The 14139-nt window shown below is 66.2% G+C and carries 15 protein-coding genes; 6 read left to right on the forward strand and 9 right to left on the reverse strand.

The annotated features are described in order from the left end of the window. Position 1: 1 nt before the first annotated feature. The 6 genes from HAP48_RS46005 to HAP48_RS46025 form a co-directional block, all read right to left on the reverse strand. Positions 2-742 (reverse strand): metallophosphoesterase family protein, encoded by a 741-nt coding sequence (locus HAP48_RS46005; protein ID WP_166206879.1) that lies wholly within the window; start codon positions 740-742, stop codon positions 2-4. Between the two features lie 94 nt (positions 743-836). Beyond that, positions 837-1430 carry a TetR/AcrR family transcriptional regulator gene (locus HAP48_RS46010; RefSeq protein WP_166206882.1) on the reverse strand — a complete coding sequence of 198 codons (594 nt, stop codon included), beginning with the start codon at positions 1428-1430 and terminating at the stop codon, positions 837-839. Then, on the reverse strand, positions 1427-1561 hold the full coding sequence (locus tag HAP48_RS50315; protein ID WP_256375171.1) for a hypothetical protein: 135 nt from the start codon (positions 1559-1561) through the stop codon (positions 1427-1429). Before HAP48_RS50315 ends, HAP48_RS46010 begins: the two co-directional genes overlap by 4 nt. A gap of 411 nt (positions 1562-1972) precedes the next feature. Next, positions 1973-2581, reverse strand: a complete 609-nt coding sequence (locus tag HAP48_RS46015; protein ID WP_166206885.1) for a hypothetical protein — start codon at positions 2579-2581, stop codon at positions 1973-1975. Next, positions 2574-3248: a hypothetical protein gene (locus HAP48_RS46020; RefSeq protein ID WP_166206888.1), complete on the reverse strand. Its 675-nt coding sequence runs from the start codon at positions 3246-3248 to the stop codon at positions 2574-2576. The genes HAP48_RS46015 and HAP48_RS46020 overlap by 8 nt, the downstream gene beginning before the upstream one ends. Then, complete coding sequence (locus HAP48_RS46025) at positions 3245-4012, reverse strand: MotA/TolQ/ExbB proton channel family protein (RefSeq protein WP_166206891.1); 768 nt, start codon at positions 4010-4012, stop codon at positions 3245-3247. Before HAP48_RS46025 ends, HAP48_RS46020 begins: the two co-directional genes overlap by 4 nt. A gap of 278 nt (positions 4013-4290) precedes the next feature. On the opposite strand from HAP48_RS46025, the gene HAP48_RS46030 reads away from it, so the two are divergent. From HAP48_RS46030 to HAP48_RS46045, 4 genes are all read left to right on the forward strand, one after another. Continuing rightward, on the forward strand, positions 4291-5664 hold the full coding sequence (locus HAP48_RS46030; protein ID WP_166206894.1) for a sensor histidine kinase: 1374 nt from the start codon (positions 4291-4293) through the stop codon (positions 5662-5664). 1 nt (position 5665) lies between these two features. Further along, positions 5666-6334: a response regulator gene (locus HAP48_RS46035; RefSeq protein ID WP_166206897.1), complete on the forward strand. Its 669-nt coding sequence runs from the start codon at positions 5666-5668 to the stop codon at positions 6332-6334. Between the two features lie 320 nt (positions 6335-6654). Then, entirely contained in the window at positions 6655-7962 is a 1308-nt protein-coding gene (gene purB, locus HAP48_RS46040) for an adenylosuccinate lyase (RefSeq protein WP_166206900.1), read from the forward strand. Positions 7963-8146: 184 nt separating this feature from the next. Then, entirely contained in the window at positions 8147-9319 is a 1173-nt protein-coding gene (locus tag HAP48_RS46045; RefSeq protein ID WP_166206903.1) for a M20 aminoacylase family protein, read from the forward strand. A gap of 281 nt (positions 9320-9600) precedes the next feature. On the opposite strand, the gene HAP48_RS46050 is transcribed toward HAP48_RS46045, so the two are convergent. Then, the gene (locus HAP48_RS46050; RefSeq protein WP_166215778.1) at positions 9601-10590 is read right to left on the reverse strand and encodes an agmatine deiminase family protein; all 990 of its coding nucleotides are present in this window, start codon (positions 10588-10590) and stop codon (positions 9601-9603) included. A gap of 143 nt (positions 10591-10733) precedes the next feature. Next, positions 10734-11297, reverse strand: coding sequence for a cytochrome b (locus HAP48_RS46055; RefSeq protein WP_166206906.1), 564 nt, complete (start codon positions 11295-11297; stop codon positions 10734-10736). 183 nt (positions 11298-11480) lie between these two features. On the opposite strand from HAP48_RS46055, the gene murI reads away from it, so the two are divergent. Together murI and HAP48_RS46065 are read left to right on the forward strand one after the other, a co-directional pair. Continuing rightward, positions 11481-12278 carry a glutamate racemase gene (gene murI / locus HAP48_RS46060; RefSeq protein WP_166206909.1) on the forward strand — a complete coding sequence of 266 codons (798 nt, stop codon included), beginning with the start codon at positions 11481-11483 and terminating at the stop codon, positions 12276-12278. Positions 12279-12338: 60 nt separating this feature from the next. Continuing rightward, positions 12339-13115, forward strand: a complete 777-nt coding sequence (locus HAP48_RS46065; RefSeq protein ID WP_175612278.1) for an HpcH/HpaI aldolase family protein — start codon at positions 12339-12341, stop codon at positions 13113-13115. Positions 13116-13122: 7 nt separating this feature from the next. Here the strand turns inward: HAP48_RS46065 and HAP48_RS46070 are convergent, their stop codons facing one another. After that, positions 13123-14139 (reverse strand): ABC transporter substrate-binding protein, encoded by a 1017-nt coding sequence (locus HAP48_RS46070; protein WP_166206911.1) that lies wholly within the window; start codon positions 14137-14139, stop codon positions 13123-13125.

The following is a 14139-nucleotide window of genomic DNA, read 5'->3' on the forward strand; positions in this document are numbered from 1 at the left end:
GTCACCGGCCGATCGGCAGACGGTCGGCCAGCCAGTGCGGCAGGCCACTCGCCTTGATCCGCGCTGCGGCGGTCGCGACGTCGTAGGGCACCCGCAGATAGGTGATCTCGCGGCTTGCGGTGTCGAACATCGCAAACGACGCCGCGGGATCGCCATCGCGCGGCTGGCCGACCGAGCCGAGCACCGCAAGCCAGCGCCGCCCGGTCAGCAATTGCACCGGGACGCCCGCGGTCGGAACGAAGCTCGTCATCTTCGCGGTCGACGACATCGAGTAGAGCCCGGGACGATGGATGTGGCCGCAGAACGTGATCTGCAGCTCGGTCGCCATCATGCTGCGCGCGGCGTCCGACGTGTCGCGGACATAGCGCCACTTCGCCGGATCGGACGCCTCCGAATGCACGTAGAGCCGGTTGTCCTCCTCGCGGCTGATCGGCAGGCCGGCCAGGAAGGCCTTCTGGGGGGCGCTGAGCCGCTCGCGGGTCCAGTCGATGGCGGCCTGCGCATCGGCATTCATGCTGTCGCTCGGCACACCGATCGCATTGTCATGATTGCCGCGCACCGCGATCGCGCCGCGGGCCGCGAGGTCCATCACCGTATCGACGGCCCATTCGGGATCGGCACCGTAGCCGACGATATCGCCGAGGCAGATCAGCCGCTCGGCGCCGCGCGCACGCGCAGCGTCGAGACAGGCGGCGAAGGCCTGCCGGTTGGCATGAACATCGGCAAACAGTGCAAGCCGCATCGTGGTCCTCGTCCGACATCAAGCACATGCGGCCCCGGGCTCGCAATCGGGCCGAAGGCATCGGACGTTCAGGGGATATGGGAAGAAGCGCTGGCTAGTGCTTGCAGGCCTGAAGCCCCTTCATCAGCAAGCTGATCAGGGCGTCGATCCGCGACGGGCATTCCGGCTTGGCCCATTCCTCGGCATGCGCCGGGTGATGGTAGCGGACGGTGGCGTCGAACACGGCACGCGCGGTTGCCTTGACGTTGTCGATCTCGAACACGCCTTGCGAAACGCCGTCGGACAGGATTTTCGCGACCAGATCGACCTGCTTGTCCTTATAGGCCTCGACCACCTCGCGCGCCTCCTGGGCCAGCGCGAGATAGGTCGCGAACATCTCGGGATCGTCGCAGACCTTCTTCTGCTTGATCGCAAACATGGTCCGCAGCCACTGCTCCAGCCGCTCCGGCGCCGGGCCCGAGGCGGCCGCCAGCTTGCAGAGGGGTTCGTTGGCGCGGTCGAGCCAGCGTTTGGCGACCGCGTCGCGGAGCGAGGCTTTGCTGGGGAAATGACGGTAGACGCTGCCGTGGCTGACATCCAGCGCACGGGCAACGTCGACAACGGTGGCCTTGGCGAGCCCGAAGCGCCTCAAAACATCCTCGGTTGCTTCGAGGATCCGCTCGGGTGTCAAAACCACCGCCTCGTTCATGCGTTTACCGTCTGGTTATCGCTGTCCTGGCCGCGGCTGAACTTGGCGGCCTGGGCGGCCAAGTGGCGGGCGACGCGAAGATTGAGCCACTGTTGAATCTGGGCGGTCAATTGAAAGATTTCTATCGTCATGGAGGTAGTCCTTCGAGGTAGTCAAATTACGTCCGGCTCTCCCGGCCAAACGCCGGAACAACCACTAGGCGCCCTCCTCCCTTGGGCTGTTGATTATATACACCATCCCGCTGACAGATTTCAATATCTGTCAGACACTATCCTGAGGATGACAGCTATGCACGGAACGCGCCTGCTGCGGGACATGCGGGGCGGACTTGGGGTCGGATCTGGGGCAGGAATCGAAAGGGGCCGCTTCACGCAGCGGCCCCTTTGCCGGGAAAAATGGCTTCGGGATAAAATCTAGCCCCGGTTGTCCACAGACTACACGGTTCAGGGAGTTGAGGAATTCCGGATGATTACTGTCCACCCCGCTGACTGATTATTGGCGATCCCTATTTTTGTGCCACTCCTCTGAATGGTGCGCGTCCCCTATTGCTGCTCGTCCTTGGGGGGCATCCGGGGCGGCGGCAGCGGCGTAAAGACCGCCCCCTGCGCGCCCGCCGGCGGGGGCACGAAGGTGCCCGTCGTGGAATCGCCGCCTGTGGTCTCGAGGATCGTCTTCGGCGTGATGTACTCCCTGACGAGGTCCATGATGGTGCCGTCGCCACCGCCGAAATCGGCCGCACGTCCGCCCTGCGGATGCCCGGCCTTGATCTCGTTCTCGGCGGTGTGGGTCTGCTCGGCCAAGGCGTCGCTGTAGGGAACGCGGAAGGCGCGCGGCACCGCGCTCGGCCGGTTGTCCTCGTCGAGCTCCTCGACCCAGAGATAGATCGAGCCCGGGTCGCTTTCCAGCGAATGCGGCTCCACGATCCGCGAATACAGCAGCTTGAAGTTTGCCGGCAATCTTTCCGCGGACGCCCAGCCGAGCAGGCCGCGCATGCCGCCGAAGCTGACGAAATAGAACGCGCTGGTCACGACGATGACGAACGCCTTCAGCGACCAGTGCAGCCGCGCATAGACCAGCACGATCAAGAGCAGCGCGCCGATCACCGCATAGGCGACCGCAAGCGTGAGGACGATCGACTGCAGGCTATTCACGGCGGATCTCCCTGACGCCGGTTTTCGGATCGACATCGGCGCCGTTGCGCCAGCTGCTGCGGAAGGTCTCGAGCAACGATTTCGGCCGCCGGTCGACGTTGATCACCTTGCCTTCGGCATCGAGACGAAACCGCACCGCGGTCTTCTCGTCGCCGGTGTGATCGACTGTTAGCTTGTCGTCGAAGATCACCTGCGCGGTCGGATTGAGCTTCTGCACCTTGACATTGGCCTGCACCGGCTCGCCGGTCGTCGCCACGAAATGCGAGATGTTGACGGTGTATTCGCCAGCGACGATGCCGCGCAGCGTGACGATCTCCTCGCGGATCGGCGAGGCGATCTTCTTGCCGTTGACGATGATGAAGTCGTTGGCGCCGCCGCGATCATCGCGGTCGAGCGTCAGGAAACCGGCCTCGCGATGCCGGTACCAGGCGATGTTGCCGGCCGGATCCTGCACGAACAGGTCGAGATCGTCAGGATGATTGTCCGGCCAGTCCATCGTGATGATGAACTCGGCCTTGGATTCGATCTTGCCTTCCTTGGAGTCCGGCGACACCGCCAGCAGCGCCAGGAAGAACAGGAAGGCGATCACCTGCAGCGCCTTGAACAGCATGACGCCGAGCGGATCGAACGGCTCCTCGCGCGGATAGAGGCCGAACTCATCCATCATGTCGGCGTTCCAAGGCGACGCTCCAAAGCCGGGGTGACGTGCGTCTCAGTCAGCACGACGGCATCGGAAAACACCCGCTGGGTCGCGGAATCGAGCATGTAGTACTGGATCCGGACCAGGATCGATCCGATCAGCCCGGCCAGCGTCGTGTACATCGCGACCGCCATGCCGTCGCTCATCAGGCCCATCGAGGATTTCATCGCGACCTTGTCGGCGGCATCGAGCGAGGCGATCGGCGCCAGCATGATGATGAATCCGATGATGGTGCCGAGCAGGCCGAGCTTCATCAGCGTGTCGGAAACAAAGGCGCCGAAGCCGTTGGAACCGCGCAGGCGGTCGGCCAGCGTCCGCAGCAGCAGGGTCTGGTCGATGCGGCCTTTGGCCTGGGCCTCGGCCTTCTGCACCAGGCTCTTGATGTGATCGGTGACGAGGCCACCGGGCAGGCCGCGCGTATCTGACACAAGCGCCCTGGCGCCATCGGGCGCCGCGAGGATCGCGCGGCAGCCGCGCGCCACCTCGCCTTCCCGCGCAATTGCCCGCGTCCGCCAGAAGCAATGGATGCAGGTGAGGATGTAGAGCACGGCGATGACGCTGGAAATGTAGGTGCGGTCGGACGACACCATCAGGCGGATCAGCCCGTAGCGCCACAGCAGGAAGGCGGCGAACACCGAAAGGCCGGTGAAGATCATCCAGAGCAGCAGGACGCTGCGCTCCGCCGCCTCCGGGCCGGCCGATGCGGCCACAGCTTCGACCTTGGCATCCATACTGCGCTCGCTCCCTGTGTTCCATGAGGCTCTGCGAGGGCCTCATTTGCCGTTAGAGCAGAGCCGGCCGGTGCCGTCCAAAGACATCTGCCCAAGTTTCGTCGGGCAAATTTCCCGACCTGCATAGCTTCGCATGCTTGCGATTGGCGGGGAATACCGGTGCTGTTAGCATCGCTCTCTCGTTTGAGCACGACCTCCGCGCACACGCGTTCCGCGTTTGTCGCGAGGGAAACCGGCTCACGCTTTTCCGGATCATGTTCCGGCCGTGGAGTGATCGCATGCGCCTCGTGCTTCAACTGGTCGCCCGCCTGCTCGTCATCGTCGCGCTGTGCCTCGGCGCCGCCACCGTCTGGGCCACGATCGACGCCTATCGCAGCGTCGATCGCGCCACCGCGGCGTCCGCCGAGCGGGTCTCGCAGGCGCTCGAGGCGCTGTACTGGCGCGAATTGCTGCTGCGCAGCAACCGGATGCGCGAGCAATTGCTGCCGGCGCCGGAGTGGCGCACCATCGAAACCATGGGCCTGATCGCGCCCGGGATCTGCGTGCAATTCGAACCGGCCGGCGCGTTCGAGAAGCCGCTGTGCGGCCAGAGCAAGGGCATCGGCAACGCGCCGCCGCGCTGGTTCGCGGCGGGAGTGCAGATGGTGCTCGGCGATCACGCCACCGTCGACCGGCCGATCAGCGCCCGCACCGCGACCGCGGGAACCGTCCGCGCGACCTCCGATCCGGATGCCGCCACCGCGCTCGCCTGGCAGCACATCCTGGACAACATCCATGTCGCGCTGCTGATGGCGCTCGCCATCGCGCTGCTCGCCTCGCTTGCCATCGCGCATACGCTGGCGCCGGCCCACGCGATCGTGTCAGCGCTGCGGCGCATGGCTGACGGCGAGTACCGCACCCCGCTGCCGCGCGTCCGCTCGATGGATCTCGCGATGATCGGCCGCGCCGTCGGCGATCTCGGCGACCGCCTCGCGCAGGCCGAGGAGGAACGCACGGTGCTGACGCGGCGGCTGCTCGAAATCCGCAACGACGAACGCCGCACACTGGCGCGCGAGCTGCACGACGAGTTCGGCCAGAACCTCACCGCGATCCTCGCCTTCGCCAACACGATCGAGGCAAGCGCCGGGGACAAATACGCCGCCGGGACCGAAATTGCGCAGGACGCGCGGATGATCTCGCAGGCGACGCGCCGCATCATGGCCTGCCTGCGCGATACGCTGAACCGGCTGCGCCATCCGCCGGCCGAGGAGCTTGGGCTGGAGGCAAGCCTGGTCAATCTGGTCGACAGCTGGCGGTCGCGCACCGCGACGCAGCCGCTGATCCAGCTCGATATGCAGGGCGACCTTGCCGATATCAGCGGCACGGTCGCAGCCACCGCCTATCGCGTCGCGCAGGAGTGCCTCACCAACGCGCTGCGCCACAGCGACGCGCGCGAGATCGTGCTGCGGATCGAGCGGCGGACCGGAGCCGAGAACGCGCTGTTGGTGCGGGTCGAGGACGATGGCGGCGGCGACGCCGCCAAGGTGGCGCTGTCGGCGGGCTTCGGCCTCACCGGCGTCAGCGAGCGCGTCGCGGCGCTCGGCGGTTCGCTGTCGATCGCACGCGCCCGCCGCGGCCTCTCCGTCGCCGCCACGATTCCGCTTGCCGCCTGAGATGACGACCGCGAAGACCCCAACCTTGAAGACTCGGGGCATCTCGATCCTCTTGGTCGACGATCATCCCGTCGTCCGCCAGGGCTACCGGCGCGTGCTCGAGCACCAGGACGATTTCCGCGTGGTCGCCGAGGCCGACAACGCCGCCAATGCCTACCGGGAGTTCAAGTCGCACACGCCCGACGTCGTCGTGATGGACATCTCGATGCCGGGCGCGAGCGGGCTGGAAGCGATCCGCAACATCCGCGCGCGCGACGCTGATGCCCGCATCCTCGTCTTCAGCATGCACAGCGAGGCGGCCCAGGTGAAGGCGGCGTTCAGCGCCGGCGCCAGCGGCTTTGTCACCAAGGGCAGCGAGCCGGCCGAGCTGATCGCGGCGATCCGCTCGGTGGCGCGCGGCGAGCCCGCCATGAGCGACGACGTCGCCCGGGTGCTCGCGCTGGAAAGCCTGGTGCCGACCAGATCGGCGCTCGACCAGCTCGGCGAGCGGGAGATCGAGATCCTCCGCCAGCTCGCGGCCGGCAACACCAAGGAGCAGATCGCGGCCAACCTCAACCTCAGCACCAAGACCGTGCAGAACTACCACTACCTGATCAAGGCCAAGACCGGCCTGCGGACCGACGCCCAGCTGGTCCGCCTGGCCGTCGAATGCGGCCTGGCGAACCTGTAGCGGGACCGCTCCCTCGCCCCGCTCTTGCGGGGAGAGAGCTGGGGTGAGGGGCTGTTTCCGCAGATTCGGTAACAGCGAGATTCGCGGAGACTCCCCCTCACCCGGAACGCATCTTGCGATGCGTTCCGACCTCTCCCCGCACGCGGGGCGAGGTGAAGGGGAGCCGGGCTCAACCGGTCTTTTGCCTCCCGAAACAGCCGGTTTTCCCCTCCAAATGCCCCGAATGGGTGGCCTCCCCCGGCCCGATTTGCTAAAGCACGGCGTAAAAAACAATTCGGCCGGGAGCAGCCTTTGCACCCCGCCCCGCTTCGGAGTTTTCGATGATCCCCCGCTATACCCGCCCGGAAATGGCTTCCATCTGGGAGCCGCAGACGCGTTTCAAGATCTGGTTCGAGATCGAGGCGCATGCCGCCGACGCGCTGGCCGAGCTCGGGGTGATCCCCAAGGAAGCCGCCAGGACGATCTGGGCCAAGGGCAAGGACGCCACCTTCAACGTCGAGCGGATCGACGAGATCGAGCGTGAGACCAAGCACGACGTCATCGCCTTCCTGACCCATCTCGCCGAGATCGTCGGTCCCGAGGCCCGCTTCGTGCACCAGGGCATGACCTCCTCCGACGTGCTCGACACCTGCCTCAACGTCCAGCTCAAGCGCGCCGCCGACCTCTTGATCGCCGATCTCGACCGGGTGCTGGCGGCGCTGAAGACGCGCGCCTTCGAGCACAAGATGACACCGACCATCGGCCGCTCCCACGGCATCCATGCCGAGCCGGTCACCTTCGGCCTCAAGCTCGCCTATGCCCATGCCGAGTTCGCACGCGCCCGCGCCCGCCTGGTCGCCGCGCGCGACGAGATCTCGACCTGCGCGATCTCCGGCGCGGTCGGCACCTTCGCCCAGATCGATCCGCGGGTCGAAGAGCACGTCGCGAAAGCGATGGGGCTGCGGCCAGAGCCGGTCTCGACGCAAGTCATCCCGCGCGACCGCCACGCGATGTATTTTGCCACCCTCGGCGTGATCGCCGCCTCGGTCGAGCGGCTCGCGGTGGAGGTGCGCCATTTGCAGCGCACCGAGGTGCTGGAAGCGGAAGAGTTCTTCTCCGAAGGCCAGAAGGGCTCCTCGGCGATGCCGCACAAGCGCAATCCGGTGCTGTCGGAAAATCTCTCCGGCCTGTCGCGCATGGTGCGCGCCTATGTGACGCCGGCCCTGGAGAACGTCGCACTGTGGCACGAGCGCGATATCTCGCATTCCTCGGCCGAGCGCATGATGGGCCCCGATGCCACCGTGACACTCGACTTCGCGCTGGTTCGCCTCGCCGGTCTGATCGAGAAGCTCCTGGTCTATCCGCAGAACATGCAGAAGAACCTCGACCGGCTCGGCGGCCTGGTGCATTCGCAGCGCGTCCTGATCGCGCTGACCCAGAAGGGCGCCAGCCGCGAGGACGCCTACAAATTCGTGCAGCGCAACGCGATGCCGGTGTGGCGCGGCGAAGGCGACTTCCAGACGCTGCTGAAGCAGGACGCGGACGTGAAGAAATACATGACCGATGCCGAGATCGAGGAGAAGTTCGACCTCGGCTATCACCTCAAGCATGTCGACACGATCTTCAAGCGGGTGTTCGGCGAGAGCTGAAGACCTTCTCCGTCATTCCGGGGCACGCGCACCGCGCGTGAACCCGGAATCTTGTGCCCCGATCTCGAGATTCCGGGTTCGATGCTGCGCTTCGCCCCGGAATGACAGTCGCTTTTCCGTGACAAAGCGGCGGGTTACGCTACGCTGACCCGCCCTACGAATGACAAGAAAACGGACGGTCCCCATGCCCATCGTCAATCGCGTTGCCGCCCTCTCGGATGAAATGGCCGCCTGGCGCCACGACTTCCACGAGAACCCCGAACTGCTCTACGAGGTCCACCGCACCGCCGGCATCGTCGCCGACAGACTGCGCGAGTTCGGCTGCGACGAGGTGGTGACGGGGATCGGGCGCACCGGCGTGGTCGGCGTGATCCGCGGCCGCAAGTCCACCTCTGGAAAGACCATCGGGCTGCGCGCCGACATGGACGCGCTGCCGATCGCAGAAGCCTCGGGCGTCGCCTACGCCTCCAAGATTCCCGGCAAGATGCATGCCTGCGGCCATGACGGTCACACCGCGATGCTCTTGGGCGCCGCGAAATATCTCACCGAGACGCGCAATTTCGACGGCACCGCGATCGTGATCTTCCAGCCCGCCGAGGAAGGCGGCGCCGGCGGCAAGGCGATGGTCGACGACGGGCTGATGACCCGCTGGGGCATCCAGGAGGTCTATGGCCTGCACAACATGCCGGGCTTGCCCGAGGGTTATTTCGCGACCACGCCGGGCCCGATGCTGGCCTCGTCGGACACGTTGAAAATCGTCGTGCACGGCAAGGGCGGCCACGCCGGCGCCGCCCCGCACGAGGCGGTCGACAGCGTGCTGATCGGCGCCCAGATCATCAATGCGCTGCAATCGATCGTGTCGCGCAATGTCGATCCGCTGAAATCCGCCGTCATCTCGATCACGATGTTCGAAGCCGGCACCGCGTTCAACGTGATCCCGGAGACCGTCACGCTGGGCGGCACCGTGCGCACGCTTGATCCGGGAGTGCGCGATCTGGTCGAGCGCCGGATCGGCGAGGTCGCCTCCAGCATAGCCAAAGCCTATGGCGGATCGGCCGAGACCGACTATGGGCGGATGTATCCGGTGACGCTGAACCACGCGCGCGAGGCCGGCGTCGCCGCCGAGGTCGCCCGCGATGTGGTCGGCGCCGACCGCGTCAATGACAATCTGGTGCCGGTGATGGGCGCCGAGGATTTTGCCTTCATGCTGGAAGCGCGCCCCGGCGCGTTCATGTTCCTCGGCATGGGCGACGGCCCGATGTGCCACCACCCGGCCTACAAGTTCAACGACAACATCCTCGGCCACGGCGCGTCCTACTGGGTGCGGCTGGTCGAGAAGCAGATGCCGGCGGGCTAGCTCAGCATGAGCCTAGGTTGAATAGCGGCCGCGAAGGCGACCTGCTCCCTCTCCCGCTTGCGGGGGAGGGCTGGGGTGGGGGCTCTCTCCGCGAGTCACATTGTGGAGAGAGCCCCCACCCGCATCGCATCTTCAATGCGATGCGACCTCCCCCGCAAGCGGGAGAGGTGCATGCAGTCTGCCGCAAGATCGATCCAAACCGAATCCATCATGCGCTAGCTAAAGCCCGCTTAGCGCACGACATCACGCATATCAGCGGCTCGCGGCCGTGACCGCTGGTGTCACGGCCGCGGCTGCTGTTGCGTCGTGCAGTGAATGCCGCCGCCGCCGGCGGCGATGCCGTCGATGTTGAGCTGGATGATTTCCCGGTCCGGAAACAGCGCGCGCAACGTGTCGCGCGCGTTGCGGTCCGCGATCGCGTCGCCGAATTCAGGCGCGATCACGGCGCCGTTGCAAACATAGAAATTGATGTATCCGGCGGCGAAGTCCTTGTTGACCTTTGGCCGCACCGTCGACGGCCCCTGCAGCACCACGACCTCCAGGCGCCGGCCCTTCGCATCGACAGCGCCGCGCAGGAGGTCGAGGTGCCGCCTCGTCACCGCATGGTCAAACGACGACGGGTCCATCTCCAGTCCGGCCACGACAACGCCGGGACTGGCAAAGCGTGCATAGAAATCGGTATGCCCGTCGGTGATGTCCTTGCCGGCAATGCCAGGCAGCCAGATGATCTTGTCCAGCCCGAGCAGGCGAGACAATTCGGCCTCGCATTCGTCCCGGGACACACCCGGATTGCGATTTGGATTGAGGACGCAGCTTTCGGTGATGATGGCAGTCCCCTCGCCGTCGACTTCGATCCCGCCGCCTTCCAGCACCAGGCGGGCCTTGATGAACACGGCTTTTGCGGCCCGGGCCACGTTCGCGGCGACCTCGGCATCGAGCGCATGGCGTTGCTTGTTGCCCCAGCCGTTGAAGTTGAAACCGACGGCGCCGAGTTGCCCCGACGGATCCCTGACAAAAACCGGCCCGGTATCGCGCATCCACACGTCGTCGATCGCTTGAACGACGAGGCTGACCGAGGGGCCGCACAGCCGCGCGGCGATCTCCTGATCCTCCTCGCGCACCAGCATGTTGACGCGTTCATAGGCCGCGATCGCCTTGGCAATGCCGGCGAGATTTTCCCGCGCGACCGGAAGCAGCTTGCCACCCCAGATCGCGGCGCTGGCGCCAAAGGCCATCCAGGTCGCGGCATGCGGAGCGCCCTCGTCCGGCATCCGCCAGTTCGCATGATCCTGCGCCAATTGATCCACGAGCGCTCCGGCCGCGGTGGCCCTCCCTGTTTGTCACAAGGTAGCGCAGTTAGCCTCGCACGCGTGACCAATTTGGGACGCCCGGAGCCGCGGGCCGCCGCGAGGCTCTAGCGGGCGCCGTCCGCCTCACCCGCCCCCGCCATCCGTGCCACGACGCGGTCGCGCCTGACGAAATGATGGAAGGCGACCGCCGCGAGGTGCAGCACGATCAGCGCGAGCAGCACGTAGGCAAAGAAGATGTGGCGATCCTCATAGGCATCCGCCGCCGCCTTGTCGGGCGAGGTGATCTGGGGCACGTGAAACAGGCCGAAGAAATCAGAATAATTCTGCGCGCGGGCGCCGGAATGCGCCCAGCCCAGCATCGCCACCAGGATGGTGACGGCATAGAGCGCACCGTGGCTGATGCGGGCGGCGATCCGCTGCCAGGAGGGCGTGTCGGCCGGCAGCGCCGGCGTCGGATTGACGCCGCGCCAGACCAGCCTCAGCACCGTGAGCAGCAACACCAGATAGCCGATGTCGGCATGGATCGACCGATAGAAGAACTTGTCCGCCCGTGCCGGGATGTGGTTCATCCACCAGCCATAGGCCAGCATGCCGATGATGGTGATGCCCAGCACCCAGTGGAACGCACGGGCAAGCGAGCCCCAGCTCGCGGTGGTATTGCGGATCATGGTGGATTGGTCCCCGGCGGCCCCGTTTGGATTTCGCACGTCGCAGCAATAGCTTGCCCTGATACTTGCAGGTATCTGCCAAAGCCATATGAAATTCCCGCCCTTCACCGCCTTTTGTCGGCCCAACTCGCCGGATAGCCAAAAACAACTGAATGGTAACCCTGGTTCGGATAGAATTTCCGCGTGTCCAATCCCCCAACCATCCTTGTCTTCGATTCCGGCCTCGGCGGCCTCACCGTGCTGCGCGAGGTCGTCCGCGCCCGGCCCGACGCGCACTACGTCTATGTCGCCGACGACGCGTTCTTCCCCTATGGCCACCACAGCGAGGACGAGATCGTCGCCCGCGTGGTGCCGCTGGTCGGCGAGCTGATCGAGGCCCATGCGCCCGACCTCGTCGTGATCGCCTGCAACACCGCGTCGACGCTGGTCATGTCGCATCTGCGCGATGCCTATCCCTTGCCCTTCGTCGGCACGGTGCCGGCGATCAAGCCGGCCTGCGCCTCGTCGAGAACCCGGCGCGTCTCGGTGCTCGGCACCAGGGGCACCGTGAAGCGGGAATATACCCGCAAGCTGATCTCGGATTTTGCGCAGGGCTGCGAGGTGACGCTGGTCGGCTCCGGCGAGCTCGCCTCGCTGGCGGAGGCCGCGCTGAGCGGGCAGAAGGTGCGCGACGAGGACATCGCGGCCGAGCTCGCGCCCTGCTTCGTCGGCGATGGCGCTGACGACCCCGCCCGCACCGACACCGTCGTGCTCGCCTGCACGCATTACCCGCTGCTGCTGGAACGGCTGACCAGGCTCGCGCCCTGGCCGGTCGACTGGATCGATCCGGCACCGGCGATCGCCCGCCGCGTCGCCGATTTGCTCGGCCCGGCCGGCTCGGAGAGCGACGAGGCCGGTGCCGAGATGATCTTCACCTCGAAGCGCCCGCACAGGCTGACCGAAGCGCTGACGCCGTTCTTCGGCGGCCGCGTCCCGGCCTGATGCTTTTCGCCGTCACCATGTGCTGCTAGCTTCCGCTCGCCTCATCGAGGGAGCACTGCATTGACTTCAGCATCGCTGCCGCCGCTCAACCGCCTGCGCCAGGCGTGGCGCGACAAGCGCCCGACCTTCGGCGCGATCGCGACCATTCCGAGCATCCAGACCGTACAGATCATGGCGCAGTCGCTGGACTGGATCATCGTCGATCTCGAGCACGGCCCGATCGATCTCGGCACCGCGCATGCGATGATCGTCGCCACCTCGGGCACACCCTGCGTGCCGATGGTGCGGATCGCCGCCAACGAGCCCTATCTAGCCAAGGCGCCGATGGACATCGGCGCGCTCGGCATCAATTTCCCGATGATCTGCAATCGCGGCGACGCCGAGAAGGCGGTGCGCAGCGTGCGCTATCCGCCGAATGGCGACCGGCTCTGGGGGCCGTTCCATGCGCCGTTCCGCTGGGGCGTCTCGATGAACGACTACATGGCGACCGCCGACGACGACATGATCTGCATGATCACGATCGAGCATGTCGAGGCCGTGAACCGTATCGACGAGATCATGGCAACGCCCGGGATCGACCTCGCGGTGATCGGGCCCGGCGATCTCGCCACCTCGATCGACAAGCGCGGCCTGCCGGACGATCCCGAAGTGGTCGCGCTGATGCAGCGCGCCGAAGCAGGCATCATGAGGAGCGGCGTGCCGATCGGCGGCGTCGCCCGCACCGCCGAGCAGGCCAATGCGATGATCGACCGCGGTTACCTCGCGCTCGCGCTCGGCTTCGACTGGTCGCTGTTCCAGCGCGGCATCGCCGCCGCATTCGCCGGGATCAGGCGGTAAGAAGACGCTAGACTGTCGCGAGATAAAGGCTCGGATCGAAATATTGCGTGGCCGGCGTCGCGGCTGCGATCGGCGCCTCGGTCAGGAAGAAATCGCTGACCTGCTGCAGCCATCGGGCCACGGAGCCGTCGGCATAGAGCCGTTTCCACTCCCGCGACGAGAACATCTTCTGCGCGGCCAGCGCCTCCTCGATATCGGCGATCGTGGCTTGCGGATAATGCTTCTTCTGCAACGCGCCGGCCACCGCCTTGCCGTTGCGCAGCATGTGGTCGTTGGCGTCGGCCCAGCCGCGGATGATCCGGGCGAACACGTCGCGGTTGGCGGCAAAATAGTCCTGGCGGGAGACCCAGCCGCCGACGACGGCGGATTGCGGATAGTAGGCGGATGCGTCGACCAGCTTGACGGCGCCGGGCGCCTTTTCACGCACCGTGATATTGAACGGAACCCACAGCGCGACGGCGGGCACCTCGCCTGCGACGAACGCGTTCACCGCCGCGGACATGCTGCTGTTTGCGATTTCGACGTCGGCTGGCGCGAGCCCGTTGGCGCGCAGCGCGCGATCCAGGAAGATGTGGGCGGTCGTCATCCTGGTGGTCGCAATGCGCTTGCCGCGCAGGTCGGCGAATGTCGTGACGCCCTTGTCCGGCCGCACCCAGAGCTGAGCGGTCGCGATCTCGATATCGTTGACAAGGAACGCGGTGTAACCGCCGCGCGGCAGCAGGCTCGAGATGACGCCGCCGGCCGAGAGCACGTCGAGCTTGCCGGCGGCCATCGCCTCTACCACCTCGAAACCGGTGTTGTACTCGACCAGATCGAAATCGATTCCTTCCCGGTCGAACGAGCCGCGGTCGAGGCCGGTGAGAATCTGGCCGTCGACGGCGACGACATGGAGATAGCCGAGCCGCAGCCGGGCTCGCTCGCGCGCGATCGCAGGCGTCCCGAGCGCGGCAGCGCCGAGCGCGGCCCTGAGGAGAAAGCGCCGCCGGCTGGTCCTGCGAGACAATAGCCTGGCCCCGACCTGCAT

Source organism: Bradyrhizobium septentrionale (assembly GCF_011516645.4).
Lineage (GTDB): Bacteria > Pseudomonadota > Alphaproteobacteria > Rhizobiales > Xanthobacteraceae > Bradyrhizobium > Bradyrhizobium septentrionale.